Below are 25091 nucleotides of genomic sequence, written 5' to 3' on the forward strand. Positions count from 1 at the left end.
GCCGGGCGAGGAGCGCGGGGAGCAGGGCGGGGCGGCGTACGAGGAGGGCGGTGAGGCACGCGGTGAGCCCGGCGCCGTATCCGTACGCCTGGTTGCGCAGGTCCTGCCAGGTCTCGCGGTGGTGGTGCCAGACGACGGCGTCGGGCGTGTAGCGGAGCCGGTGCCCGGCGGTGAGGACGCGGACGAACCCGTACAGGTCGTCGCCGCCGCGGGCCGGTGTTCCGGTGCCGGTGGCGGGGTCGAAGCCGCCGACGGCCTTCAGCGCCCGGGTGCGGAAGGCCATGTTGGCGCCGGAGCCGAAGCGCCCGGCGGTGAACGGGAAGAGGGGCTCGTCGGGTGGCGGCCGGTGCGGGTCGTAGTCGCGTACCGCGAATCCCTTGGCGAAGCCGCCGTGGCTCTCCAGCAGGACCTGCGCGGGCGTCCGGAGGCGGGCGGGCAGGATCAGGCCGGTGACGCAGCCGATGCGCGGGTCCGCGGCGAAGGGCGCGGTGAGGGCGGTGAGCCAGTGCGGGTCGGCGATGACGTCGTCGTCGGTGAAGGCCAGGACGTCGCTGTCCGGGCCGGCCGCGGCGATGCCCCGGTTGTGGGCGGCGGCGAGGCCGGGCGTGTCCTCGCGTACGTAACGGACGCCGCGGTCACCGTACTTGTGGCGCACGAGGTCCTCGGTGGCGGAGGTCAGGGGCGCGTTGTCGACGACGAGGACGTCGTGGTCGGGGTGGTCCTGGCCGAGGAGCGAGTCGAGGCAGCGGGCGAGCTGTCCGGCGCGTTCGCGGGTGGCGACGACGACGGTGGCGCGGGGCGGGCGGACGGCCGGTTCGGGTTCCGGTTCCGGTTCCGCCCGGTGGCGGCCGAGCTTTCGGCGGGCGAGGGCGGCGAGGTGGCGGGCGGGGTCGTCGTCGCCGTCCGGGAGGCGGGTGAGCAGCGTGGCGGCGGGCCGGCCGCGGAGGCGGACGAGGACGTAGACGGGCCCGCCGGGTGCGGGGGGCGGGGCGCCGGGGGCGGGCCGTAAGGAGAGGGGCGCGCCGTCGGCCCCGTCGAGGTCGAGCTCCAGGACACCGACGGGCGCGGCGAGCGTACCGCCGGGTGCGTCATCCATGGGTCCCATGGGTCCGCCCACGAAGCCTCCCCACCTGGTTGAGGGCGCGCCGGCCGTGGTCGGCGAGCCGGGGACGGTTGCGTACGTAGCTGTGGGCGCGGCGTACGGGCTCGCGGCCGAGCCAGTGCAGCGCGGCGCCCGTACCGGGCCGTACGCAGGCACCTTCGTGGACCTGGAGCTCCCCCGTCTTGAGGGAGTCCTTGTACTCGGCGGCGCCCCGCCCCAGGTCGAGCATGCCGATGCCTTCGCGTGCGGCGGCCTCGGCCATGCGCAGGTGCAGGACGAGGCCGGGCGAGTACTTGGCGAAGGCCGGGTCGTAGGAGGGGAACCAGCAGGACAGCACGGTGCGGGAGCGGAGCCCGAAGTGCGCGGCGACGGGCCGCTCGCCCGCGTACAGGACGGACAGGACACCGGAGCAGCCGGGTGCGCGGGTGCGGTGCAGGTCGCGGACGAGGCGGCTGATCCAGGCCTGGGCGAACCGGTCGCGGCGGCCGGTGCGCCGGTACTGGGCGGACTTCCAGGCCATCAGGGTGCGCAGGGCGCGCGGATCGGCCTCGTCGAACACGAACCGCAGCCCGCCGTCGGCCTCGCTCCGCCGCCCGAGTCTGCGCTCCTTGGCGAGGGTGGTCCGCAGGAACTTGGGCGACTGCTCGCGCAGGAGCGCCTCGTACGCGGCGTACCCGTCACCGATGTCGATGACGGGCGAGGAGAACGATTCGGCGACGCCGTGCGCGAAGAGGTCCTGCCCGGCTTCGAGGTTGTCGAACTCCCAGGCGGAGAGCCGGCAGGCGCGCAGCAGCCCGCGCGCGGACAGGGCCAGCCCGGGCCGCAGGACGGCCCCTTGGCAGTCGGACACGCCGAACCCGATGGCACGCCCGATGCCGAGCGCCCCTCTCTCGTACGGAAAGAACCCGAGCGGCTCGTCGTCCTCGCCGCGCAGCACGGCGACCCGGGCGGTACGGGGCCGGGCGCGGCCGACGGCGAGGGTGAACTCGGGCTCCATGAACGGGTTGGCGGGCCCGCCGCCGCGCTTGGCCCGCAGCTCCCGCCAGACGTCGACCTCACGCGCGGTCAGATCCTGCGGCGCGACGACCCGCGCCCGTATCCGCACCTCGCCGTCGCGTACCCCACCGTCACGTGCACCGCTCAACTCGGACCCCCCGGTCTCCCCCTGAGTCTTGCTGGAACAGGACGGTACCGGTGGACATCCCTCCAGGACAGGGTCAATCGCCCAAGTTGTGACCGACCCGGGACGCGGGGTGCCCGGCCGGGCACCGGTGCAGCGCCGCTACCGCGCCGCTACCGCGCCGGTCAGGGCTGGTCGTCGTACCAGGCGAAGGCGGCGATCCGCCAGCCCTCGGCAGTGCGGACGAACTGGATGGTCTTCGTCCCGCCGCCCTCGAACGGCTCACCGTCCAGGATCCCGGACTTGCGGTACTCACCGAACCGCGACGCGATGTCACCCGCGATCTCGGTGCGCTCGGAGGTCTCCCACTCGGAGAACTCGACCAGCCGCCCGTCGGCCGGCAGCCGTCGGCGGGGCTCGATGAACTCCTCCACGGTGTAGACCGTGAACTGCGGGCCGGTCATGACGATCACCCCACCGGGAATCACCAGCCGCCGGATCCGCTCCAGGCCGGCGGCCTTGCCGCCCCGGTTGTCGAAGGAACCGAAGAACTCGGCGGTGACGGCGTCGATTTCGGCCTTGGACACGGCGCGACGGTAACACGCACCTGCTGTCCGGGGGGGTCGGTCGCGTGAGGAACCGTAGCGGCGCGAGGGATCGGGCGACGTCAGCTCTTCAGGCGCTCCGCCAGTTCCTCCGTGCCGGACAGGAACCAGGTCTGGCGGCCCCGGTTGCACTCGCGGACGAAGTCGCGCAGGGCCGGGCTGGACTCCGTGTGGCGGGAGATGTCGCCCGTGATCGCCACGCCCAGGCGGTAGTTGGCGAACTTCTGGATGATGTCGCCCGCCACGCGCGTGTGGAGGTGGAAGAACGACTCGTCGAGCCGCTCCGCCGGGATGACGACCCACTGGGCGCCCTGGTAGCCGGCGTCGCCGATGAGGTCCAGGGCGTCGGCCTCGCCGCGGATGGGGTCGCCCTCGGGCGGGCACAGCAGGACCGGCACGTCGTTGATCGTCTCCAGGGTGGTCATGGGCGTCCACGCTATTCCGGGCGGTGGCGGCCGTCGACGCGTTTTCCTATTGGATGGCGACGCCGTGCGGGTGGCCGGGGTCGGCCGGGCAGGTGAAGACGTACAGTTCGCCGCCTCGGCCGACCGTGACCCCCGTCGGTGCGTGGCTGCCGTGCGGAGCGCGGTGGCCGTTCGGCGGCCGGTCCTCCAGCGGCATCCAGCTGCGGCTGCCGGCGTCCCACTCGGTGCTGTCGATGGCGAGCAGCGGCTCCATGGGCCGTCCGCACGCGGTGCAGTCCATCGGCATCGGGTCGGTCCTGTGCCAGGACGCGTATCCGCCGGCCTTCCAGCCGGGAGCGATCGACAGGTCGTACTGGTAGAGGACGTCCTTCGTCGCCAGCTCCTCCACCGGGCCCTCCCACGCGTCGACGCGGTCGCGCAGGTCCTCCGGGAGGAAGTCGGCGTACGGGTACTCCACGACCTGCTCCGGGTGGAGAACGCACGGCGCCGGGACGTGGCTCGCGAAGCCGACCACGGGCGGCTCCGGCTGGTCGTGGTCGGGCAGGACGGCGGCGCCGTCCACGTCGGCCGCGTGCCGCCAGCGCAGGTGCAGCGACGGCTGCCAGCCGTTGCCGTGCACGTCGAACGGGCACCAGAAGACCTGGAGCAGGTCGGCGCCGTCGGGCCCCGGCTGGAGGTCCGGGATGTCACGCCGGTACAGCTGGGCCACCGCCATCAGAGGCAGCGGGTCGCCGGGCGGCGGGCCGCCCGGCACGCGCGCGTCCTCATCGACGGCCGTCAGCAGCTCGCGGTCCTCGTCGGTGGGGCCGGGCGGTGCGCCGGGAGCCGGTTCCCGGTTCCACAGCGCGTCCAGGAGGTGCCGCTGCAGGCGGACGTGGCCGGTGCGCCGGCCGTCGCAGATGCGCTGGTGCGGGTCCGTGCACACCGGCCACGGCTCGTCCGCCGGCCACAGCAGCGGGCCGCCCACCGAGCTGTCCCGGGCGCTCGGGGTTCCGGGGCGCGGGTGCAGCCGCGTGGCCGTACGGCGGTACGCGGCCAGCTCGGGGAACAGGCGCTCCACGTCGAGCGGGCGGGGCGGGGTGGTGCGGGGCATCGGGTCGCGTCGTCCTCTCGGCGGGGGCGGCCCCGTACAACCTAGTCGCGTGCGGCCGCCGCCCCGGAGGATTACAGCGTCGTCAACTCGTAGAAGCCCCTTCCGAAGGTCGCCGCCACCAGGCGGTTGTGGGTGGGGTCGTACTCGATGTCGTCCACCGGCACCTGGGGCATGCCCCGGCCCAGGCGGAGCCAGTGGCCCTTGCCTGTGAGGCTGGTGAAGACGCCCTGGTCCGTCGCGATGTAGAGGATGCCCGCGCGGGCCGCCACCAGGTCGTTGACCGGGGCCGGCGGGAGGTTGCCCGACAGGTCGCGCCAGGTGCGGCCGCCGTCCGTGGAGGCGTACACGTGCGGCAGCGGGGAGCCCGAGCGGTAGCCGGAGTGGGTGGTCCAGAGGTGGGCGGGGTTCTTGTCGTCCACCACGACTCGCGTCACCCAGGGGCGGTTCTCCGCCAGCTTGGTCCACGTCGTTCCGCCGTCGCGCGTCGACCAGACCCTGCCGTCGTCCGTGCCCACGTAGATCGTGCGGCCGTCCGACGCCGGGGCGATGGACGTGATCGTGCCGTAGTTGGGGTAGTTCGGGTCCGTACCCGGGCCGCCGGTCAGGTCGGGGCTGATCGGCGTCCACGTCACGCCGCCGTCCGTGGAGCGGTTCAGGACCTCGGCGCCGTAGTACAGGATCCGCGGGTTCCTCGGGTCAAAAACAACCGGCGTGAACCAGTTGCGGCGCTTGTACGTCGTCGCGTTCGCGAAGTACGTCAGCGTGTCGCCGCCGTCCGTGGAGCGGAAGCAGTTGCCGTACTGGTAGCAGGCGAAGACGTTGTTCTTGTCGGTCGGGTTGATCAGGTTCTCCTCGCCGTCGCCGCCGAGGTACTCGTTCCAGCCGTCGCCGCCCCACGAGCGGATCGAGCCGTTGTCCTGCGCGCCGCCCGAGACGCGGCTGGTGTCCTGCGGGGTGATCGCGGCGCTGTAGAGCTGGGTGTACGGCTGGTGGCGGGACTTGACCCAGCCGCCGTCGCCGTTCGCGTCGGAGCGGTACACGCCGCCGTCGTTCCCCAGGTAGACGCGGCCCGGGCGGCGCGGGTCCCACACCATGGCGTGATGGTCGACGTGCATGCTCGTGGAGTCGGCCGACCAGGTGCGGCCCGCGTCCTTCGTCGTGAGGAGCGCCACGCCCGCCACATGGACGTGGTCCGCGTCCGCCGGGTCCGTCCACACCTTGCCGAACCACCAGCCGAAGCTGGACTGGGAGTCGGCCAGCGCCTTGTCCGGCGGGGCCTTCGTCCACGTCTCGCCCGCGTCCGTCGAGCTGTAGAAGCCTTCGAAGGAGCCGCTCGTTCTGTTCACGATCGCGTACAGACGGTCGCCCGATACCGCCAGGCCCATCCTTCCCACGTCCTCGCCGCGCGGCGGCAGGCCGCCCCCGAGGCGCTGCCACGTCGCGCCGTCGTCCGTCGACCGGAAGATCCCGGAGCCGACGCCTCCGTACGTACGGGCGTCGGGGCGGCGGCGGTGGTCCCACAGCACCGCGTACAGGCGGTCGCCGTCCACGACGATCTCCGTGGCGCCCGTGAACGCGTTCTCGCCCTCCAGGATGCGCTCCCAGGTCGCGCCGCCGTCCTCAGAGCGGTACACGCCGCGGTCGCCGCCGCCGTTGTAGAGGGAGCCGGCCGCCGCGACGTACAGGCGGCGCGGGTCGGCCGGGTCGACGGTGATGGCGCTGATCGCGCCCGAGTCGCGCAGGCCGATACGGGTCCAGTGGGCGCCCCCGTCGGTGCTGCGGTACAGGCCGGTGCCCTCGTACGTGATGCTGCCGCCGCCCGGGTTCGGCTCACCCGTACCGGCGTACAGGGTGCCGTCGGGTGCGACGGCGACCGCGCCCATCGCCTGGGTCATGGCGTCCGGCCAGACCGAGTGGAACGTGGCGCCCGCGTCCGTACTGCGCCACAGGCCACCGCTGGCGGCGGCCGCGTACAGGGTGTCGGCGCGCAGCGGGTCGAGGGCGAGCGAGACGATACGGCCGCCGATGTCCGTCGGGCCGACGTTCCGCCAGCGGCCGCCGATCGCGGGGATGCGCGCCGCCTGCGCCGCCGCCTCCTCATGGGCGCGGCGCGGGATGCCCTCGCCGGGCACCGCCTTCTGCTGGTAGCGGTAGTCGGCCGGGGCCGAGGGGCCTCGGACGGGGCGGTAGATGTCGTCCGGTGACGGTTCGGAAGCCGTCGCTGTGACCGGTGGTGCCGCTGTGACCGACGGTGCGGTGAACAGCGCGGCTCCTGTGACCGCTGCGAGAACCAGCGGCAGCAGACGTCTGCGACGCATCGACAACCCTCCCCATCGCCGTGCCCGTTCCAAACGGGAACGACGGTACGGGGAGGGCCAGTTGAGGAGAAGGGGGCGTCTCGGCCGTTACGGCGGCCGTTACGGCGGCCGTTACGGCGGCCATCACGGCCGAGACGGGCGTCACGCCGAGACCGTCATCCCGCCGAGCGTACGCCCGCGCGCCAGACCGTCGAGACCAGGGGGACGCCCGGGCGGTACGCCAGGTGGACGTGGGACGGGGCGTCCAGCAGGGCCAGGTCGGCGCGGGCGCCGGGGGTGAGGCGGCCGATGTCGGTGCGGCGCAGGGCCGCGGCGCCGCCCGCCGTGGCGGACCAGACGGCCTCGTCGGGCGTCATGCCCATGTCCCGTACCGCCAGGGCGATGCAGAACGGCATGGACGACGAGAACGACGAGCCCGGGTTGCAGTCCGTGGACAGCGCGACCGTCGCGCCCGCGTCGAGCAGGCGGCGGGCGTCCGGCCAGTCGGCGCGGGTCGAGAACTCGGCGCCGGGGAGGAGCGTCGCGACCGTCGCGCTGTGGGCCAGGGCGTCCACGTCGGCGTCCGTGAGGTGCGTGCAGTGGTCCGCGCTCGCCGCGTCCAGCTCCACCGCGAGCTGCACGCCCGGGCCGTACGAGAGCTGGTTGGCGTGGATACGGGGGTGCAGGCCGCGCGCCTTGCCCGCGGTGAGGATCGCCCGGGCCTGGTCGCCGTCGAACGCGCCCTTCTCGCAGAACACGTCGATCCAGCGGGCGTACGGGGCGCAGGCCTCCAGCATCTCGCCGGTGACAAGGGCGACGTATGCCGCCGGGTCGTCCGCGTGGTCAGGGGACACGATGTGCGCGCCCAGGAACGTGACCTCGTCGGTGTGGCGGGACGCGATGCGCAGGGCGCGGGCCTCGTCCTCGACCGTCAGGCCGTAGCCGGACTTCGTCTCGAAGGTGGTGGTGCCCTGGCGGAGGGCTTCATCGAGGTAGCGGGTCAGGTTGGCTTCGAGCGCGGCGTCGGTGGCGGCGCGGGTCGCCGCGACGGTCGTGCGGATGCCGCCCGCCTTGTACGGCTGCCCGGACATGCGGGCGTTGAACTCGGCGGTGCGGTCGCCCGCGAAGACCAGGTGCGAGTGGGAGTCGACGAAGCCGGGGATCGCCGCCCGGCCGTCGGCGTCGAACTGATTGTCAGTGGCGGGTGCTTTGCTTGATTCACCGATCCAGACGACGCGGTCGCCTTCGATGACGACCGCCGCGTTCTCGATCAGTCCGAGGGGGGAGCTGTCACCGAGGGAGGGGTCGTTCGTGACCAGGCTGGCGATGTTGGTGATGACGGTGGCCGTGGTGGCCGTCGGCGCGACGGTGCTGTTCGTCGTGTCGGGGCCGGCGGTCGCGGGGGGTGTGTTCGTCGGCTCGTTGGCGCTGTTCATGGTGAGGGACCTCTCCTCGGGCTCCTTCGGCGCGGTCAGTCGTGCAGGGCGGCGATCGCGTCCCGCAGGGCCCGGGGCACGTCCTGGACCAGGGCGTGGGCTCCGTCCCGTACGACATGGCGGCCGCCCACGACTGTATGGCGCACATCCGCTGCCGACGCGGCGAATACCGCTGTCTCAGCTGCCAGACGCGGCGGCGGCCCAGCCGTCCTGACGCTGTCGAGCGCCACGGTCGTGAAGTCGGCCAGCGCGCCGGGCTCCAGGCGGCCCGCGTCGTGCCAGCCGAGCGCGGCGTGGCCGTCGGCGGTGGCGGCGCGGAGCAGCGCGGCGGCCGTCCAGTGGCCGCGGGCGCGGGTGCGGAGGCGCTCGTCCAGCTCCATGGCCCGGGCCTCCTCCAGGAGGTCGATCACGGCGTGGCTGTCGGAGCCCAGGGACAGGGGGCTGCCGGCGCGCTGGAGGGCGGCCGCCGGGCCGATACCGTCCGCGAGGTCGCGTTCGGTGGTGGGGCACATGCAGACGCCGCTGCCCGCCGCGCCGAGCAGCGCGATGTCCTCGTCGGTGAGGTGTGTGGCGTGGACGGCCGTGGTGGTCTCCGACCAGAAGCCGAAGTCGTGCAGCAGCCGCGTGGGGGTGCGGCCGTGGACGGCGAGGCACGCCTCGTTCTCGGCGGGCTGCTCGGACAGGTGGATGTGCACCGGGAAGCCCTCGGTGCGGGCGGCGAAGGTCGCGTACCCGTCCGCGTCGGAGAACGCCCGGACGGAGTGGACCGCGGCGCCGATCCGCGCGTGCTCACGGTGCTTGAGCTGGGACCAGCGCTCGTACCAGGCGTCGGCCGAGCCGTCCCCGAACCGCAGTTGCGGGCCCTCCAGGGGCGTGTGGCCGTCGCGGGTCAGGCCGCCGTGGAGGTACACGGTGTCGAGCAGCGTGATCCGGACGCCCGCCTCGTCGGCCGCCGCGATCAGGGCCTCGCCCATGGCGTTGGGGTCGGCGTAGGGGGTGCCGCCGGGCGCGTGGTGGAGGTAGTGGAACTCACCGACGGAGGTGATGCCGGCGAGCGCCATCTCGGCGTACACGGCGCGAGCGAGGGCGTGGTACGAGTCGGGGGTCAGGCGGGACGCGGCCTGGTACATCGTCTCGCGCCAGGTCCAGAAGGTGCCCCTGTCTGCCTGGACGCGGCCGCGCAGGGCCCGGTGGAAGGCGTGGCTGTGGGCGTTGGCCAGGCCCGGGAGCGTCAGGCCGCGCAGGGCGGTGGCGCCCGGTGGCGGGGCGGTCACGTCCGTGCGGACGGCCGTGACGCGGTCCCCGGTCACGTCCAGGGCGACGCCGTGGGCGACGGTCCCGTCCGGGAGCCAGGCGTGCTCCGCCCAGTACGTCTGCGGGGTCGTCGTCAGCGGCATGCCAGGCCCTCCAGTACGTCGGCCAGGGCGTGCACGCCCGCCACGCAGTCGTCCTCGGCGGCGTACTCGGCCGGGGAGTGCGAGACGCCCGTGGGGTTGCGGACGAACAGCATCGCCGTGGGGATCGTTCCGGACAGGATGCCCGCGTCGTGCCCCGCGCCCGTACCCAGGACCGGGACCGGGCGGTCGCCGCCGACACCCGCACCCGCGGCCGCGCCCCGCTCGGTGAGGATCTTGCCGAGCTCGTCGCGCAGGGCGTGCTCGAACTCGACGACGGGCGTGAACGACTCCCGTACGACGGTGAGATCGACGCCCTGGCGGTCGGCGGCCTCCTGGGCTGCGGCCTCCACGGCGGCGACCACGGTGTCCAGGGACGCCTGGTCGGCGGCGCGCGAGTCCAGCCAGCCGCGCACGAGCGACGGGATGGCGTTGACGCCGTTCGGCTCGACCGCGACCTTGCCGAACGTCGCGACGGCACCGGCCAGTTCCGCCTCGCGGCGGGCCGCCAGGACCGTCTCGGCGTACGACAGCATCGGGTCGCGCCGGTCGACCAGCCGGGTCGTGCCGGCGTGGTTGGCCTCGCCCCGGAAGTCGTACCGCCAGCGGCCGTGCGGCCAGATCGCGGAGGCGATGCCGACCGGGTCGCCCGACAGGTCCAGGGCGCGGCCCTGCTCGACGTGGAGTTCGACGAACGCGCCGATACGGGCGAGGCGCTCCGGGTCGGGGCCGATGGCGGACGGGTCGTAGCCGGCGGCCTCCATGGCCTCCGGGAGGCTGATCCCGTCGCCGTCGCGCAGCTCATACGCGGCGTCCCGCGTCAGCCGGCCGGCGGTCAGGCGGGAGCCGACGCAGGCGAGGCCGAAGCGGGCGCCCTCCTCGTCGCCGAAGTTGACGATGCCCAGGGGGCGGGTGGGGGCGGCACCGCGGGCGTGGAGTTCGTCGAGCGCGGCGAAGGCGGAGACGACGCCCAGCGGGCCGTCGAAGGCGCCGCCGTCGGGGACGGAGTCCAGGTGGGAGCCGGTGACGACGGCGTCCCCCGCGGCGGGGTCACCGAGCCAGGCCCACTGGTTGCCGTTGCGGTCGGTCTCGTAGGTGAGGCCGCGGGACTCCGCCTGCTCCTGGAACCAGGTGCGGCAGTCGGCGTCGGCGCCGGTCCAGGCGTAGCGGCGGTAGCCCTTGGAGTGGGCGTCCCGCCCGATGGGGCTCAGGTCGGCCCACATGTCGTGGAACGACGCGCCTGCCCTCGGGGTCGCTTCCGTCTCGTGGGCGGCTGCACGCCGGTGGTCCCGCTGTGCCCACCCTCCCCCAGTCTCGGCTTCGCTCGACCGGGGGGACCCCCATCGCCCTGCGGGACGCCTGCCCACAGCGGGACTCACTGGCCCTCCCGCATCGGTACCCGCACGCCCTTGGCGTCCGCGACCGTCTCCGCGATGTCGTAGCCCGCGTCGACGTGCCGGATCACGCCCATGCCCGGGTCGTTCGTCAGGACGCGGCGGATCTTCTCGCCGGCCAGGGGCGTGCCGTCGGCGACCGTGACCTGGCCGGCGTGGATCGAGCGGCCCATGCCGACGCCGCCGCCGTGGTGGAGGGAGACCCAGGACGCGCCCGACGCGACGTTGACCATGGCGTTCAGCAGCGGCCAGTCGGCGATGGCGTCGGAGCCGTCCAGCATGGCCTCGGTCTCGCGGTACGGGGAGGCGACGGAGCCGCAGTCGAGGTGGTCGCGGCCGATGGCGAGCGGGGCGGCCAGTTCGCCGGACGCCACCATGTCGTTGAAGCGTTCGCCCGCGCGGTCCCGCTCGCCGTATCCCAGCCAGCAGATACGGGCCGGCAGGCCCTGGAAGTGGACGCGTTCGCCGGCCATCTTGATCCAGCGGGCCAGGGACTCGTTCTCCGGGAAGAGGTCGAGGATCGCCTTGTCGGTCTTCGCGATGTCCGACGCGTCGCCGGACAGGGCCGCCCAGCGGAACGGGCCCTTGCCCTCGCAGAACAGCGGCCGGATGTACGCCGGTACGAAGCCGGGGAAGGCGAACGCCCGGTCGTAGCCGGCGAGCTGCGCCTCGCCGCGGATCGAGTTGCCGTAGTCGAAGACCTCGGCGCCCGCGTCCATGAAGCCGACCATGGCCTCCACGTGCCGGGCCATCGACTCGCGGGCGCGCGTCGTGAAGCCGGCCGGGTCCTTCGCGGCGGCGTCCGCCATGTCGTCGAAGGCGACGCCGAGAGGCAGGTAGGAGAGGGGGTCGTGGGCGCTCGTCTGGTCCGTGACGATGTCGATGGGCGCGCCCATCGCGAGGAGCTGCGGCACCAGTTCGGCCGCGTTGCCGAGGACGCCGATCGACAGCGGGCGGCGCGCGTCGCGGGCCTCGGTCGCGAGCTGGAGGGCGTGGTCGAGGGAGTCGGCCCTGACGTCGAGGTAGCGGTGCTCGATGCGGCGCTCGATGGCGCGCGGGTCGCAGTCGATGCAGATGGCGACGCCGTCGTTCATCGTCACGGCCAGCGGCTGGGCGCCGCCCATGCCGCCGAGGCCGGCGGTGAGGGTGATCGTCCCGGCGAGGGTGCCGCCGAACTTCTTGGCGGCGACGGCGGCGAACGTCTCGTACGTGCCCTGGAGGATGCCCTGCGTGCCGATGTAGATCCACGACCCGGCGGTCATCTGCCCGTACATGGTGAGGCCGAGGGCCTCCAGGCGGCGGAACTCCTCCCAGTTCGCCCAGTCGCCGACCAGGTTGGAGTTGGCGATCAGGACGCGCGGCGCCCACTCGTGGGTCTGCATGACGCCGACCGGGCGGCCGGACTGGACGAGCATCGTCTCGTCCTGCTTGAGCGTCCGGAGCGTGCGGACCATCGCGTCGAAGGAGCGCCAGTCGCGGGCCGCCTTGCCGGTGCCGCCGTAGACGACGAGCTTGTCGGGGTGCTCGGCGACCTCGGGGTCGAGGTTGTTCTGCAGCATCCGCAGGGCTGCTTCCTGCTGCCATCCCAGGGCGCTCAGTTCCGTACCGCGCGGGGCCCGTACGGGGCGGGGTCCTGACATGGATGCCTCCTGGGATGTGAGTGTGTTATTCACATCCTGGAGTACTGAATAGATGTAGTCAACCGCTGCGCCGCCGCATGCCGGGTGTTTGGCTGGGGGCATGGCTTACGACCGTCGCGATCAGGCCGTCCGCGCAGCCGTCGAGCACGCGCTGCTCTCCGAGTCCGAACCCGTCGTCGCCCTCCTCGACACCGCCGGGGTCCGCGCCTCCGCCGCCGCACTCCGTACCGCCTTCGCGGAGGTGACCCGCGCCCCCGTCCTGCACGCCTTCGCCGTCAAGGCCTCCCCGCTCGTCCCCGTCCTGCGCCTGCTGTACGAGGAGGGGCTCGGCGCGGAGGTCGCCAGCCCCGGCGAGCTGGCCCTGGCACGGGCGGCCGGCGTTCCGGCGGACCGCACCGTCCTCGACTCGCCCGCCAAGACCCCCGCCGAGCTGCGCGAGGCGCTCGCGCTGGGCGTCGCCGTCAACGCCGACAACCCACAGGAGCTGGCCCGCCTCGACGCCCTCGTCCCCGCGGCCGCCTCGCGCACGAACGCCCCGTCCCCGTCCCCCGTCGGGCTGCGGATCAACGCCCAGGTCGGCGGCGGGTCCATCGACGCACTGTCCACCGCCACCGGAACGTCCAAGTTCGGGGTCGCGCTGCGCGACGAGGGGGCGCGCGACTGGATCGTCCGCGCCTTCCTCGACCGCCCGTGGCTGACCCGGCTGCACACCCACTCCGGCTCCCAGGGCATGCCGCTGCCGCTGATGGCGGCGGGCGTACGGGCGGTGTACGAACTGGCCGAGGAGATCAACGCGGCGGCCGGACGCCGCCAGGTCGACACGATCGACATCGGCGGCGGCCTGCCGGTCAACTTCACCTCGGACGACGAGACCCCGACGTACGCGGCGTACGCGCGGCTGCTCGCCGCCGAGGTGCCGGGGCTGTTCGACGGACGGTACGGGCTGGTCACCGAGTTCGGGCGGTCGCTGCTGGCCAAGCACGGCACGGTGCTGGCCCGCGTCGAGTACACCAAGACGGCGGGCGCGCGGCCCATCGCGGTCACGCACGCGGGCGTCCAGGTGGCGACGCGCACGGTGTACGACCCCGCCTCCTGGCCGCTGCGCATCGCCGCGTACGACGCGAAGGGGCTGCCGAAGACGGGCCCCCTGGTGGACCAGGACGTGGCCGGGCCCGCGTGCTTCGCGGGCGACCTGCTGGCCGTCGGCAGGGCGCTGCCGCCGCTGGAGCCCGGCGACGTGGTGGCGGCGCTCGACACCGGCGCGTACTACTTCGCGCACCACTACGCGTACAACTCGCTGCCGCGGCCCGGCGTGTACGGGTTCGTCACGCGGCCCGACGGGACGGTGCGGTTCGCGACCGTACGAGCCCCCCAGCGGCCCGCGGACATCGTGGCCGAGTCGGGCGGGGAACACCGGGACGCGTTGCTGAGGGAGTGACGGCGGAGCCTACAGGACCCGGGCACGTTCCACGGGAAAATGCCAGAAGTCCCACCCGTGGGGAGAGCATTGCGTAACGTCTCCATCACTGGACGCGGAGGCATATGCCTGGAACCGGGGAGGGGAGCACGCGTGCCCGGAATCGACGAGTGCCTGCTGGAGGCGATGACCCTGCCGGGTGCGCGCGGGGCGGCTCTCGTCGACTGGACCAGCGGGCTCGCCCTCGGCACGATCGGCGAGTCGCCGGTCGGTGACCACGAGACGACGGCCGCCGAGACCGCCGAACTGGCGCGCGCGGCGGCGGAGTACGAGTCGATCGCCGCGTCGCCGACCGCGTCGCCGGCCGCCGACAGCGGCGGCCCCGGCGGTTCCCCGCCGGTCGAGGACCTCATCGTCACCACCGGCACCGGCTACCACGTCCTCAGGTTCGTCGTCACCAACTTCGACAGCAGCCTCTTCCTGCACGTGTGGCTCGACCGCACCACCGGCAACCTGGCCCTCGCCCGATTACGGCTCCGGGACCTCGCGGAACGGCTCGTCCTGTGAGGGCGGCCGGCGTGGTCTCGCCGATGCTGCGGCGGCTGGCGGCCGACCGGGCGACCGGGGCGCTCGTCCGCGACCACGGCACGCTGTACCTGGCCGACGGGTGCGTGGTGCACGCCGAGAGCCCGGTCGCGCCCGGCCTCGACGTCCTGCTGGGCGGAGCGTCCCGGGTGGGCGCGGGCGAGCGGGAGATCTGCCGGCTGGGCGCCCTCTACGACGCGGCGTTCTTCGCGCTCGCGCCCGGCCGGGGCCCGGCCCGGTTCCGGTACGGCGCCGAGCCGGAGACAGAACCGGGGCCGGGGGCGGGGGCGGGGCCGGAACCGGGGCCCGCGCGGCCGGTGTCGGCGGCGGACGTGGAGCGCGAGACGCTGCGCCGCCGCGAACTGCTGGACAGCGTGTGGCCGTACCCGGACGTCGACGCCGCGCCCGTCGTGCCCCGCCCGCCCGCGCCCGGCCAGACGGTCACCGCCCGGGGCCGCGCCCTGCTGGCCCGCGCCGACGGCGTACGCACCCCGGCGCAGCTCGCGTGGGTCCTGGGCCGCCCGGCGTTCCACACCCTCCTGGAGGTGCGGCGCCTGGCCGCGGCCGGCCTCGTGGAGACCCCGCCACCGGCCGCCGCGCCGCACCCGACTCCCCACGCCTCCCCCGCAGTCACCCCACCCGACCCGGACGTCGCCCTGCTCCGCCGGGTCCTCGACGCCCTGGAGGCACAGCTGTGACCACCCGCTCATGAGGCGATCCCTGCGACAACGCGCCGAGAGGAGACAACTGATGTCAGCGGAACCGTACGTGCTCGGCGAGCTCAGGCGCCTGCGCGCCAGGGTTCCGCAACTCACCGGGGCCCTCGCGGCCAGCGTCGACGGCCTCGTCCTGGCGCGGGACACCCCCGGCGTCGAGCCGGAGGGCGTCGCCGCCCTCACCGCGGCCGCCCTGGGCGTGGCGCAGCGGCTCACCGACGCCACCGGCCGGGGCGGCTTCCGGGAGCTGCTGCTGCGCGGTGAGCACGGCTACGTCGCGACGTACGCGGCGGGCGACAGCGCCGTGCTGACGCTGCTCGCCGAACCCCGCGTGAACGTCGGCCGCCTGCACCTGGAGGGCCGCCGGTCCAGCGCCCTGATAGGCGAGCTGGTCGACGGCGCCCTCGTACGACCGGAACGGCCCGAACGACCCGAGTGACCCGAACGACCCGAGTGACCCGAGTGACGCGAGTGACGCGACACCCGACAACGGAAGGAACGACTCCCATGGCCAACGCGGAGACCGCACTCAAGGAAGCGACGACCGCCATCGACGGCGCCCTGGGCGCCGCCCTCGTGGACTACACGAGCGGCATGGCGCTCGGCACGGCAGGCGGCGGCAAGGACCTGGACCTGGCGGTCGCCGCCGCGGGCAACACGGACGTCGTGCGCGCCAAGGTCCGCACCATGGAGATGCTCGGCCTCAAGGAGGAGATCGAGGACATCCTGATCACGCTCGGCAGCCAGTACCACCTGATCCGCCTTCTCAAGGGACGCGGCACCAGCGGCCTGTTCCTGTACCTGGCCCTGGACAAGAACCGGGCGAACCTGGCGATGGCCCGCCACCAGATGCGGCGGATCGAGGCGGACCTGGAGGTCTGACGTCAGCGGCGCCGCGCCCCGCCGGGTGCGGCGTCCCCCGCGGCGATGCCCGTCGTGCGGTACGTGCCCACGTGCTTGCCGGCCGGGCCGCCGCCCTTGGCGAGCCGGTCCACCGACACCCACAGCAGCCTGTCGTCGGCGGTCTCCCGCTGCCCGAGCCACTGCGCCTTCAGCCACAGGCCGGCGCCGAGGCCCGCGATCAGCAGCCCACCGGCGCCCGGCAGCGCGAACGACGAGCCGACGGCGGCCGGGAAGGCGAGGAGCAGCCACCAGCGCCGCGCCCGGCGCCAGTTCCGTACGGTCACGGCCCGGTCCTGGAGCACGTCGGCGCGGGCCGCGCGGGGCGCGTCGGCGGCCAGGGCGCGGTAGCGGCCGCGCCGGGCCAGGAACACGGCGGCGGCCGCGACCAGGAACAGCGCGGCTCCGCCCAGCAGTCCGATGCGCCGCCCGGTGAGCCCGGGCACCAGGGCTCCGACACCCGCCCCGAGGAGTCCCGCCCACCACAGCGGGGCCGCCCCGGCCCGTACCACCACGGCCACCCTGGCCAGCGCCTGTGCTCCGCGCGCCACGTCCCGTTCCTCCTCGTGTCTCGGCTCGTCGAGCAGATGTGCGGCGGAAGGTTACCGGGACTCCGTGAGATTCCCCTGAGAAGCGGCCCTACTCCACGAACAGCCCGCGGGCCGCCGCCCGGGCGTCGAACTCCTCCAGGCGGGCCTGCGCGTCGGGCAGCCCGTCGCACATCGCCTCCAGCAGGACCCGGCCGAGCAGCATCGGGGCGCACGCCGTGTCGAAGGCCAGCGCGGTGCCGACGGCGGCCGGGATCAGCAGGTCGCTGTGCTTGGCGACGGGCGCGAACGCCGAGTCGGCGACGGTCACCACGGTCAGCCCTGCGGTACGGGCGTACGCGAGGGCGTCCACGACCTCGCGCGGGTGCCGCGGCAGGGCGAAGCAGAGCAGTACGGACGCCCCGGCCCGTACGGAGCTGTCGATCCGGTCCGTGAGCATGGAGCCGCCCTCGTCGAGGAGGCGTACGTCGGGGTGGACCTTGCCGGCGAAGTACGCGAAACCCCGGGCCTGGGCGGCGGCCGCCCGCAGCCCGAGCACGGGCAGCGGCCGGGAGCCGGCGAGCAGCCGCCCGGCCCGCTCGACGGGCTCGGGGTCGGCGAGCAGCTCGGCCAGGTGGCGCAGGTTCTCGATCTCGGCATGGACGGCCTGCTGGTACTCGTTGACCTCGGCGTCCGCGTCGTCACCGGCGCCGGGCTGCGGGGTCTCGGCGGGGGCGACCTCGCGCAGGTGCTTGCGCAGGGCGGGGTAGCCGTCGAAGCCGAGCGCCACGGCGAAGCGGGTGACGGACGGCTGGCTGACGCCGGCCAGCTCGGCGAGCTCCACGCTCGACAGGAACGGCACGTCGGCGGCGCGCCGCACCATCCAGTGCGCGATCCGCCGCTGCGTCGGCGTCAGCCGCTGCCCCTCGAACAGCGTCTGGAGCCGCGCCCCCGGGCTCTCGTTCATGCCGGGTCCCCCTTGGTCTATTCAGTCACCCCTGCCACTGAATAGACCATATGCAAGCCCGGCCGGGTAGGAAAGCGGGGACCGCCGCACCCCCGTTGCCGGGGGGCGGGACGACGGCGGTCCCCGCGGGGGACACGGGCCCGGGTCAGGGCCGGTCTCCGCGTCCGGCGGCGTCGTGGGAGGTCCGGGAGCCGCTCCGTAGTCCGTGACGCCGACAACTCCACGGTGCAGGACCCGTGTTAAGCGGGTGCTGCCGGTACGTGACGTGCTCGTACCGTTTACGCGAAGGCGAGCCCCCCGCGCGCTACTTGGCGTCGCGCGCCAGGAACGCCAGCAGGTCCTGGCGGCTCACCACGCCCGTCGGCTTGCCCTCCACCAGCACGATCGCCGCGTCGGCCCGGCCGAGCACCGACATCAGGTCCTCCACCGGCTCACCGGAGCCGACCTGCGGCAGCGGGGCGCTCAGGTGCTTCTCCAGCGGGTCGTTCAGCGAGGCGCGCTGCGTGAACAGCGCCTCCAGCAGCTCCCGCTCCACGACCGAGCCGACGATCTCGGCGGCCATGACGTCCGGGTGCCCGGCGCCCGGCTTCACGACGGGCATCTGGGACACGCCGTACTCGCGGAGCACCTCGATGGCCTCGCCGACCGTCTCGTCCGGGTGCATGTGCACCAGCTTCGGGATGGCGCCCTCCTTGTCGCGGAGCACGTCGCCGACGCTCGCGGACGGGCCGGCCTCCTCCAGGAAGCCGTAGTCGGCCATCCACTCGTCGTTGAAGATCTTCGACAGATAGCCGCGGCCGCTGTCGGGCAGCAGGACGACCACCACGTCGTCCGGGCCCAGGCCCTCCGCGACGCGCAGCGCGGCGACGACCGCCATGCCGCAGGAGCCGCCGACCAGCAGGCCCTCCTCCTTGGCGAGGCGGCGGGTCATCTGGAAGGAGTCCTTGTCGGAGACGGCGACGATCTCGTCCGTCACGTTCCGGTCGTACGCGGACGGCCAGAAGTCCTCGCCGACACCCTCGACCAGGTACGGACGCCCCGAGCCGCCCGAGTAGACGGAGCCCTCCGGGTCCGCGCCGATGATCTTCACTGTGCCGTCGCTGACCTCCTTGAGGTAGCGGCCGGTGCCGGAGATGGTGCCGCCCGTGCCGACGCCCGCGACGAAGTGGGTGATCTTCCCGTCCGTCTGCTCCCACAGCTCGGGGCCGGTCGTCTCGTAGTGGGAACGCGGGTTGTTCGGGTTCGAGTACTGGTCGGGCTTCCAGGCGCCGGGCGTCTCACGGACGAGCCGGTCGGAGACGTTGTAGTACGAGTCCGGGTGCTCCGGGTCGACCGCCGTCGGACAGACGACGACCTCGGCACCGTACGCGCGCAGCACATTGATCTTGTCGGTCGACACCTTGTCGGGGCAGACGAAGATGCACTTGTAGCCCTTCTGCTGGGCCACGATCGCCAGACCGACTCCGGTGTTGCCGGACGTCGGCTCGACGATGGTGCCGCCGGGCTTGAGCTCGCCGCTCTTCTCGGCCGCCTCGATCATGCGCAGGGCGATGCGGTCCTTGACCGAACCGCCCGGGTTGAAGTACTCGACCTTGGCCAGGACCGTGGCCTGAAGGCCCGCGGTCACGCTGTTGAGCTTCACCAGCGGGGTGTTGCCGACGAGGCTGATCATCGAGTCGTGGATCTGCACGTAAGTCTCCGGGGTCTCCGTAATGGTCCAGCCAGCGTAAGCCGAGTGGATGCGTAGGCGGACGTGCTTCCGGGGCAGTTAGCTCACAGACGGCACGGAGACCGGAGCGAGGCCGGGACGTGGTCCGGAGCGGAGGAGGTGGCTTGCCCCTATGTCGAGGGCGAGAGTGGCACGGCGGATCGCCGCGGGCGCTGCGTACGGGGGCGGTGGCCTCGGGCTGCTCGGCGTCGCGGCGGTCGGGGTGGTGCTGGCCGAGGTGCAGCTGGCGAAGCGGTCCGTGGGCGGCGGGGTCGCGCCGCTGCCTCCGGCGGCGGACGGGCTGTACGGGCGGGGCTTCGACGGCGTGCCACTGCGGCTCGCCCTGCTGGGCGACTCCACGGCCGCCGGGCAGGGCGTACGGCGGGCGGGGCAGACCCCGGGCGCGCTGCTCGCGTCCGGTCTCGCACAGGTCGCCGAGCGGTCCGTCGAGCTGCGGAACGTGGCCCTGCCGGGGGCCCGGTCGGACGACCTGGAACGGCAGGTCACGCTGCTGCTCGCGCACCCGGGGCGCGTCCCGGACGTGTGCGTGGTGATGATCGGCGCGAACGACGTCACACACCGGGTGCCGCTCACGGCTTCGGTGCGGTACCTGTCGGAGGCGGTGCGGCGGCTGCGGGACGCGGGCGCGGAGGTGGTCGTGGGCACGTGCCCGGACCTGGGCACGATCGAGCCGGTGTACCAGCCGCTGCGGTGGCTGGCGCGACGGCTCTCGCGGCAGCTCGCGGCCGCGCAGACGATCGTGGTGGTAGAGCAGGGGGGACGTACGGTGTCGCTGGGCGACCTGCTGGGTCCTGAGTTCGCGGCGAACCCGCGGGAGATGTTCGGCGTCGACAACTACCACCCCTCGGCGGAGGGGTACGCGACGGCGGCGATGGCGGTGCTGCCGACGGTGTGCGCGGTGCTGGGGGTGTGGCCGGAGCCGGAGCGGCTGGAGGCGGACCGGCGGGAGGGGCTGCTGCCGGTGGCGGTCGCGGCGGCGGAGGCCGCGGCGGAGGCGGGTACGGAGGTCACGGGCGCCCGCGCGCCGTGGGCCCTCCTCAAGCACCGGCGCCGCCGCCGCCTCACGGAGTCCACCACCGCCCCGGAATCCCCGGGCGCCGAGGCCCCGGAGGTCGGCCCCTGAGGCCCCAGGGGCGAGCGCCCTTTCCAGCGCAGCGCCCGGGTGGGCTGTGCCCACCCGTTCCGCCCTGGGGGTACCCCCTGGACGAAGTCCTTGGGGGAGGAACGCATGCCCACAGCAGTTCGACGCCTCCCCCGGATGCCCCCGCCTGCCAAGGACCGCCGCGCTTGCGCCTCGTCCGTGCTTGAGCGAACCGCCCGCGCCATGCAGGGCGGCACGTGTGCCGGTCACCGCTGTGGGCAGGCGTTCCGCTGGGGGTCCCCCCTGCACGAAGTGCTTGGGGGAGGAACGGGTGGGCACAGCCCACCGGGGCGGTGCCCGTGGCCCGGACGCCCGCCGCGAGGCGCCTCGCGCAACCCGCCCGGCGCAAGCGCTGAGCGCTCGCTTAGAAATGCGGTGGGGGTCACACCCCCGGTGCAGTGACCCCGCGCTCTACGTGGGGGTAACTTCCCCCTGAGTCCCGCACCCGTCACCCAGGAGCGCCGTGATGCCCGAAGCCGTGATCGTCTCTGCTGCCCGTTCCCCCATCGGCCGGGCCTTCAAGGGCTCCCTGAAGGACCTCCGCCCCGACGACCTGACCGCCACGATCATCCAGGCCGCCCTCGCCAAGGTCCCCGGGCTCGACCCGCGTGACATCGACGACCTGATGCTCGGCTGCGGCCTCCCCGGCGGCGAGCAGGGCAACAACCTGGGCCGGATCGTCGCCGTGCAGATGGGTATGGACCACCTGCCCGGCTGCACGATCACCCGCTACTGCTCCTCGTCGCTGCAGACGTCCCGTATGGCGATGCACGCCATCAAGGCGGGCGAGGGCGACGTGTTCATCTCCGCCGGCGTGGAGATGGTGTCCCGCTTCACCAAGGGCAACTCCGACACGCTCCCCGACACGCACAACCCGTTCTTCGCGGAGGCCGAGGCCCGTACCGCCGCCCGCGCCCAGCAGGAGGGCACGGACTGGCACGACCCGCGTGAGGACGGCCTGGTGCCCGACGCGTACATCGCGATGGGCCAGACCGCCGAGAACCTCGCCCGGCTGAAGGGCGTGACCCGCCAGGACATGGACGAGTTCGGCGTACGGTCCCAGAACCTGGCCGAGCAGGCCATCAAGAACGGCTTCTGGGAGCGGGAGATCACCCCGGTCACGCTCCCCGACGGCACGGTCGTCAGCAAGGACGACGGCCCGCGCGCCGGCGTCACCATGGAGGGCGTCCAGGGCCTGAAGCCGGTGTTCCGCCCCGACGGGCTGGTCACCGCGGGCAACTGCTGCCCGCTCAACGACGGCGCCGCCGCGCTCGTCATCATGTCCGACACCAAGGCGCGCGAACTGGGCCTGACCCCGCTGGCCCGGATCGTCTCCACCGGCGTCTCCGGTCTGTCCCCCGAGATCATGGGCCTCGGCCCGGTCGAGGCCAGCAAGCAGGCCCTGCGGCGGGCCGGGCTGACCATCGACGACATCGACCTGGTCGAGATCAACGAGGCGTTCGCCGCCCAGGTGATCCCCTCGTACCGCGACCTCGGCATCCCGCTCGACAAGCTGAACGTCAACGGCGGCGCCATCGCCGTGGGCCACCCCTTCGGCATGACGGGCGCGCGCATCACCGGCACGCTCATCAACAGCCTGCAGTTCCACGACAAGCAGTTCGGTCTGGAGACCATGTGCGTGGGCGGCGGCCAGGGCATGGCGATGGTCATCGAGCGGCTCTCTTAAGCCCGTCGCGTCCCAGCCGTGACCGAATCTCCCCCAGGATGTGACCTATCTCCGGGGGAGATTCGTTTATGCAGGTCACAGCCGTGGGAGCGGTAAACACCGGCCGAATAAACCTGTCCAATTCGTGACGTAATGCACTGACAGCGGGGCCATGGCCAGGACAAGCTGATGTAGGAAGTGCGGGGGATCGATTGAAACCGGGAGTAAGTCAGTGAGCGCCATGTCTCTCGCCCTGCTGCTGACCACGGCCACCGCCACGGCCGTGGGCGCCGCTGCGCTGCACGCCGCCCACGGACTGCGCAGGCAGATCACCGCCCTGCGCGACGATCTGGCCGCCGCCCGCACCGCGCCGGCCACGACGGACGCCCCGGCCGCGCAGACCACCCCCACCGTGCCGCACGCCCGCTCGAACGAGCCGACCACGGCCGACGAGATACGGGCCGCGGTCGCGGAGGCCCTGGCCGAGGAGCGGGAGCGCGAGCTGGCCGAGGCCCGGGCGTTCTGGGCCGCCCAGGAGGCGCGGGACGCCGCCGACTCCCCCGCGTCCCTGCTGGGCGGCACGGCCGGCCCGCTGGGCGCCGCCGGTGACGACGGCCCGTACTTCGTGCCCCGCCAGGCGGACTTCATCGGCCTGGAGGCGCTGGACCTGGACGGTGAGTACGGCGACGGCGCCGAGCCCCTGGACGCGCTCGACCCGCTGGACGCCCTCGACGCGCTGGACCCGCTGACCGGCCTCGCGGAGCTCCCGGACTTCGCCGGCGACCTGCCGGAGCCGGCGGGTGCCGGCGCGGGCGATGCGGCCACCGAATACCCCGAGGACTCGGCGGAGCTGGCCGCGGCCCGCCGCCGCCACCCGTCCCACCCGGACTTCGTGCCCGTGCGGACGCCGGTCGTCACCGACCACGAGCGCACGGTGGCCCGCCTGGAGGAGCTGGCCGCCGCCCGCACGGCGCTCACCGACGTACGGCCCGGCCCGCTCGGCACCCTCGACGTGTACGTGTTCGCGGACGGTACGACCCTGTGCATGACGCCCGGCCACCGGGAGACCGCCGAGCGGCTCGCGGACGCCCTGCGCGCCGGCTCGACGCCCGTCCTGCTGGGCGGCTCGGGGGTCTCCGGCGCATACGCCCTGACGTTCTCCTGCGGCGCGGGCGGCGGCGCGGACGACAACGTCTACATCCTGGCCGACCGCGTCATCGCGTCACTGTAGCCCGCCGGCTGCCCGGGCTGCCCGGCTGCCGGGTTGCCGGGCTGCCGGGCTGCCAGGACAGGACCTACAGCCCGGCCCGCGCGGCCGCCTCCCGTACGAGCCGTACGGCGCTCTCCAGCTCGGTCCGCAGCGCGTCCTCGCCCTCGCCCCGCCCGCGAGCGGCACGCCACGCCTCCGCGAAATCCGTTCCGGCGACGGTCAGCTGGTCCGCGACGGCGAAGATCCCGGCGTCCGGCATGGTCCTGGGCGCCGCCTCCGGGGCTTCGAGCCGCTGGGCGCGCAGCGCCAACTCCCGGGCCAGCGTCAGCCCTTCGGCGGCCGCGCCGCGCTGGAGGCGGCTCTGCGGGGCGGCCCGCAGCCGGTCGGCGAGCCGCCCCACGGCCTCGGTCAGTTCACTCGTTTCAGGCACCCCGCGACCCTATGCGCCGTGACGGCACTGTTGCCAACGGCCGAACGCTAGGGCACCGTGACGTGAAGGAGCACACGCGCAAAGCGTCCGGAGGCGCCGATGTCCCACGTCTTCTCCGAAGAGACCCATCGAAATCTGCTCTCCCGCATTCCCCACTGCACCGGCCGTGAAGTAGCCGAGTGGCTTCGCACCGTCGAGGAAGGCCCTTCCCTCGCTCGCTTCGAGGAGAAGGTCAGCTGGCTCCGGAGCGAACACGATCTCGCCTACGGGCACGCGAAAGCGATCATCCACGAGTACGACCTGAGGCGCGCCGCGCGCAAGCTGCTCTGAGAGAGGACGACGAGAGACCATGCGGAAGGGCCCGCCCGGCGGCTGCCGGGCGGGCCCTTTCACGCGATGCGGACGGAGACTCAGTCGTCGCCCTGCAGGATCGCGATGAGGCGCAGGAACTCGGTGTAGATCCACACCAGCGTCACCGTGAGGCCGAAGGCCGCCAGCCACGCCTCCTGGCGCGGGGCGCCGTAGGTGATGCCGTCCTCGACCTGCTTGAAGTCCAGGGCGAGGAAGCAGGCACCGAGGATGATGCCGATGATGCCGAACATGATGCCCAGGCCGCCGCTGCGGAAGCCGAGGCCGTCACCGCCGCCGAACACGGCGAACAGCATGTTGACCGCCATCAGCAGCACGAAGCCCATCGCGGCGGCCATCACGAAGCCGTAGAAGCGGCGGGTGACGCGGATCCAGCGCATCTTGTACGCGATGAGCACACCGGCGAACACCGACATCGTGCCGAGCACGGCCTGCGGGACGGCGCCCGCGGCGACGTACGTCGTGACGGCGCTGGAGATGACGCCGAGGAAGACACCCTCGAAGGCCGCGTACGCCAGGATCAGCGCGGGCGACGCCTTGCGCTTGAACGACTGGACCATCGCGAGGACGAAGGCCACCAGGGCCGCGCCGATGCCGATGCCGTACGACTTCGTGAGGTTCGCCGGGTCGACCGGCAGCAGGAACCACGCGAGCGCGGCGGTGACGAAGACCGTGCCGAGCGTGATGGCGGTGCGCGACACCACGTCGTCGATGGTCATGGCGCCGGACCGCGCCGGCGCCTGCCCGGGTGCACCGAGCTGGGTGTCCTGCTGGGCGTAGGGGTTGGTGGCGTACGGATTCGTCGCGTACGGGTCGGTTCCAGCGGCGGGGCCCCCGGCCTGCTGCTGCGCGTTGAAGCCCGCGTAGCCGTTGTCGCGGCTGAACCCCTGTCGCGAGAAGACCGGGTTGCTGCTCCTCATCTCACTCC

General features: G+C 73.5%; 24 protein-coding genes. 9 read left to right on the plus strand and 15 right to left on the minus strand.

What is annotated here, in order from left to right; all coding sequences use genetic code 11:
- The 10 genes from HTZ82_RS09155 to hutU form a co-directional block, all read right to left on the minus strand.
- On the minus strand, positions 1-1096 hold a 1096-nt coding region (locus tag HTZ82_RS09155), incomplete at its 3' end, for a glycosyltransferase family 2 protein (protein ID WP_254711740.1).
- Positions 1089-2201 carry a GNAT family N-acetyltransferase gene (locus HTZ82_RS09160; RefSeq protein ID WP_175408850.1) on the minus strand — a complete coding sequence of 371 codons (1113 nt, stop codon included), beginning with the start codon at positions 2199-2201 and terminating at the stop codon, positions 1089-1091. The genes HTZ82_RS09155 and HTZ82_RS09160, both read right to left, overlap by 8 nt.
- Positions 2202-2407: 206 nt before the next feature.
- Positions 2408-2809 (minus strand): DUF4440 domain-containing protein, encoded by a 402-nt coding sequence (locus HTZ82_RS09165; protein ID WP_175408810.1) that lies wholly within the window; start codon positions 2807-2809, stop codon positions 2408-2410.
- 80 nt (positions 2810-2889) lie between these two features.
- Positions 2890-3252 carry a DUF4180 domain-containing protein gene (locus tag HTZ82_RS09170; RefSeq protein ID WP_175408811.1) on the minus strand — a complete coding sequence of 121 codons (363 nt, stop codon included), beginning with the start codon at positions 3250-3252 and terminating at the stop codon, positions 2890-2892.
- 46 nt (positions 3253-3298) lie between these two features.
- Entirely contained in the window at positions 3299-4345 is a 1047-nt protein-coding gene (locus HTZ82_RS09175; protein WP_175408812.1) for a hypothetical protein, read from the minus strand.
- A gap of 71 nt (positions 4346-4416) precedes the next feature.
- Complete coding sequence (locus tag HTZ82_RS09180; RefSeq protein ID WP_175408813.1) at positions 4417-6663, minus strand: glycosyl hydrolase; 2247 nt, start codon at positions 6661-6663, stop codon at positions 4417-4419.
- Between the two features lie 155 nt (positions 6664-6818).
- Positions 6819-8078: an imidazolonepropionase gene (gene hutI / locus HTZ82_RS09185; RefSeq protein ID WP_175408814.1), complete on the minus strand. Its 1260-nt coding sequence runs from the start codon at positions 8076-8078 to the stop codon at positions 6819-6821.
- Between the two features lie 35 nt (positions 8079-8113).
- Positions 8114-9475: a formimidoylglutamate deiminase gene (locus HTZ82_RS09190; protein WP_175408815.1), complete on the minus strand. Its 1362-nt coding sequence runs from the start codon at positions 9473-9475 to the stop codon at positions 8114-8116.
- Complete coding sequence (locus HTZ82_RS09195; protein ID WP_175408816.1) at positions 9466-10695, minus strand: allantoate amidohydrolase; 1230 nt, start codon at positions 10693-10695, stop codon at positions 9466-9468. The genes HTZ82_RS09190 and HTZ82_RS09195 overlap by 10 nt, the downstream gene beginning before the upstream one ends.
- A 152-nt stretch (positions 10696-10847) precedes the next feature.
- On the minus strand, positions 10848-12506 hold the full coding sequence (gene hutU, locus HTZ82_RS09200) for a urocanate hydratase (protein ID WP_175408817.1): 1659 nt from the start codon (positions 12504-12506) through the stop codon (positions 10848-10850).
- A 100-nt stretch (positions 12507-12606) separates the two neighbouring features.
- On the opposite strand from hutU, the gene HTZ82_RS09205 reads away from it, so the two are divergent.
- The 5 genes from HTZ82_RS09205 to HTZ82_RS09225 all read left to right on the plus strand — a co-directional run bounded on the left by HTZ82_RS09205 (position 12607) and on the right by HTZ82_RS09225 (position 16106).
- Complete coding sequence (locus HTZ82_RS09205; RefSeq protein ID WP_175408818.1) at positions 12607-13944, plus strand: diaminopimelate decarboxylase; 1338 nt, start codon at positions 12607-12609, stop codon at positions 13942-13944.
- Positions 13945-14076: 132 nt separating this feature from the next.
- On the plus strand, positions 14077-14490 hold the full coding sequence (locus HTZ82_RS09210; RefSeq protein WP_175408819.1) for a hypothetical protein: 414 nt from the start codon (positions 14077-14079) through the stop codon (positions 14488-14490).
- Between the two features lie 23 nt (positions 14491-14513).
- A complete protein-coding gene (locus HTZ82_RS09215; protein ID WP_175408851.1) occupies positions 14514-15206 on the plus strand; it encodes a transcriptional regulator in 693 nt (230 codons plus the stop codon).
- A gap of 10 nt (positions 15207-15216) precedes the next feature.
- Complete coding sequence (locus tag HTZ82_RS09220) at positions 15217-15663, plus strand: roadblock/LC7 domain-containing protein (protein ID WP_175408820.1); 447 nt, start codon at positions 15217-15219, stop codon at positions 15661-15663.
- 68 nt (positions 15664-15731) lie between these two features.
- The gene (locus HTZ82_RS09225) at positions 15732-16106 is read left to right on the plus strand and encodes a hypothetical protein (RefSeq protein ID WP_175408821.1); all 375 of its coding nucleotides are present in this window, start codon (positions 15732-15734) and stop codon (positions 16104-16106) included.
- 2 nt (positions 16107-16108) lie between these two features.
- Here the strand turns inward: HTZ82_RS09225 and HTZ82_RS09230 are convergent, their stop codons facing one another.
- From HTZ82_RS09230 to HTZ82_RS09240, 3 genes are all read right to left on the minus strand, one after another.
- Complete coding sequence (locus HTZ82_RS09230) at positions 16109-16675, minus strand: hypothetical protein (RefSeq protein ID WP_175408822.1); 567 nt, start codon at positions 16673-16675, stop codon at positions 16109-16111.
- 88 nt (positions 16676-16763) lie between these two features.
- Positions 16764-17618: a MurR/RpiR family transcriptional regulator gene (locus HTZ82_RS09235; protein WP_175408823.1), complete on the minus strand. Its 855-nt coding sequence runs from the start codon at positions 17616-17618 to the stop codon at positions 16764-16766.
- A gap of 304 nt (positions 17619-17922) precedes the next feature.
- Positions 17923-19308, minus strand: coding sequence for a cystathionine beta-synthase (locus tag HTZ82_RS09240; RefSeq protein WP_175408824.1), 1386 nt, complete (start codon positions 19306-19308; stop codon positions 17923-17925).
- A 151-nt stretch (positions 19309-19459) separates the two neighbouring features.
- Here HTZ82_RS09240 and HTZ82_RS09245 point away from each other — a divergent pair, with 151 nt between their 5' ends.
- From HTZ82_RS09245 to HTZ82_RS09255, 3 genes are all read left to right on the plus strand, one after another.
- Positions 19460-20470 (plus strand): SGNH/GDSL hydrolase family protein, encoded by a 1011-nt coding sequence (locus HTZ82_RS09245; RefSeq protein WP_175408825.1) that lies wholly within the window; start codon positions 19460-19462, stop codon positions 20468-20470.
- Positions 20471-20954: 484 nt separating this feature from the next.
- A complete protein-coding gene (locus HTZ82_RS09250) occupies positions 20955-22175 on the plus strand; it encodes an acetyl-CoA C-acetyltransferase (protein ID WP_175408826.1) in 1221 nt (406 codons plus the stop codon).
- 220 nt (positions 22176-22395) lie between these two features.
- Complete coding sequence (locus HTZ82_RS09255) at positions 22396-23385, plus strand: hypothetical protein (RefSeq protein ID WP_175408852.1); 990 nt, start codon at positions 22396-22398, stop codon at positions 23383-23385.
- Between the two features lie 64 nt (positions 23386-23449).
- Here the strand turns inward: HTZ82_RS09255 and HTZ82_RS09260 are convergent, their stop codons facing one another.
- A complete protein-coding gene (locus HTZ82_RS09260) occupies positions 23450-23794 on the minus strand; it encodes a hypothetical protein (protein ID WP_175408827.1) in 345 nt (114 codons plus the stop codon).
- 99 nt (positions 23795-23893) lie between these two features.
- Between HTZ82_RS09260 and HTZ82_RS09265 the strand changes: the two genes are divergently transcribed.
- Positions 23894-24124, plus strand: coding sequence for a DUF4287 domain-containing protein (locus HTZ82_RS09265; protein WP_175408828.1), 231 nt, complete (start codon positions 23894-23896; stop codon positions 24122-24124).
- A gap of 80 nt (positions 24125-24204) precedes the next feature.
- Here the strand turns inward: HTZ82_RS09265 and HTZ82_RS09270 are convergent, their stop codons facing one another.
- Complete coding sequence (locus tag HTZ82_RS09270; protein ID WP_175408829.1) at positions 24205-25083, minus strand: Bax inhibitor-1/YccA family protein; 879 nt, start codon at positions 25081-25083, stop codon at positions 24205-24207.
- Positions 25084-25091: the final 8 nt, after the last annotated feature.

This window comes from Streptomyces sp. TRM64462, assembly GCF_013362995.1.
Taxonomy (GTDB): Bacteria; Actinomycetota; Actinomycetes; order Streptomycetales; family Streptomycetaceae; genus Streptomyces.

Bases quoted from the DNA above. Each gene is read 5' to 3' on its own strand.
- HTZ82_RS09170 (WP_175408811.1), bottom strand. From the start codon at position 3,252: ATGACCACCCTGGAGACGATCAACGACGTGCCGGTCCTGCTGTGCCCG.
- HTZ82_RS09175 (WP_175408812.1), bottom strand. From the start codon at position 4,345: ATGCCCCGCACCACCCCGCCCCGCCCGCTCGACGTGGAGCGCCTGTTC.
- HTZ82_RS09180 (WP_175408813.1), bottom strand. From the start codon at position 6,663: ATGCGTCGCAGACGTCTGCTGCCGCTGGTTCTCGCAGCGGTCACAGGA.
- hutI (WP_175408814.1), bottom strand. From the start codon at position 8,078: ATGAACAGCGCCAACGAGCCGACGAACACACCCCCCGCGACCGCCGGC.
- HTZ82_RS09190 (WP_175408815.1), bottom strand. From the start codon at position 9,475: ATGCCGCTGACGACGACCCCGCAGACGTACTGGGCGGAGCACGCCTGG.
- HTZ82_RS09195 (WP_175408816.1), bottom strand. From the start codon at position 10,695: ATGTGGGCCGACCTGAGCCCCATCGGGCGGGACGCCCACTCCAAGGGC.
- hutU (WP_175408817.1), bottom strand. From the start codon at position 12,506: ATGTCAGGACCCCGCCCCGTACGGGCCCCGCGCGGTACGGAACTGAGC.
- HTZ82_RS09205 (WP_175408818.1), top strand. From the start codon at position 12,607: ATGGCTTACGACCGTCGCGATCAGGCCGTCCGCGCAGCCGTCGAGCAC.
- HTZ82_RS09215 (WP_175408851.1), top strand. From the start codon at position 14,514: ATGCTGCGGCGGCTGGCGGCCGACCGGGCGACCGGGGCGCTCGTCCGC.
- HTZ82_RS09220 (WP_175408820.1), top strand. From the start codon at position 15,217: ATGAGGCGATCCCTGCGACAACGCGCCGAGAGGAGACAACTGATGTCA.
- HTZ82_RS09225 (WP_175408821.1), top strand. From the start codon at position 15,732: ATGGCCAACGCGGAGACCGCACTCAAGGAAGCGACGACCGCCATCGAC.
- HTZ82_RS09235 (WP_175408823.1), bottom strand. From the start codon at position 17,618: ATGAACGAGAGCCCGGGGGCGCGGCTCCAGACGCTGTTCGAGGGGCAG.
- HTZ82_RS09245 (WP_175408825.1), top strand. From the start codon at position 19,460: ATGTCGAGGGCGAGAGTGGCACGGCGGATCGCCGCGGGCGCTGCGTAC.
- HTZ82_RS09250 (WP_175408826.1), top strand. From the start codon at position 20,955: ATGCCCGAAGCCGTGATCGTCTCTGCTGCCCGTTCCCCCATCGGCCGG.
- HTZ82_RS09255 (WP_175408852.1), top strand. From the start codon at position 22,396: ATGTCTCTCGCCCTGCTGCTGACCACGGCCACCGCCACGGCCGTGGGC.
- HTZ82_RS09265 (WP_175408828.1), top strand. From the start codon at position 23,894: ATGTCCCACGTCTTCTCCGAAGAGACCCATCGAAATCTGCTCTCCCGC.
- HTZ82_RS09270 (WP_175408829.1), bottom strand. From the start codon at position 25,083: ATGAGGAGCAGCAACCCGGTCTTCTCGCGACAGGGGTTCAGCCGCGAC.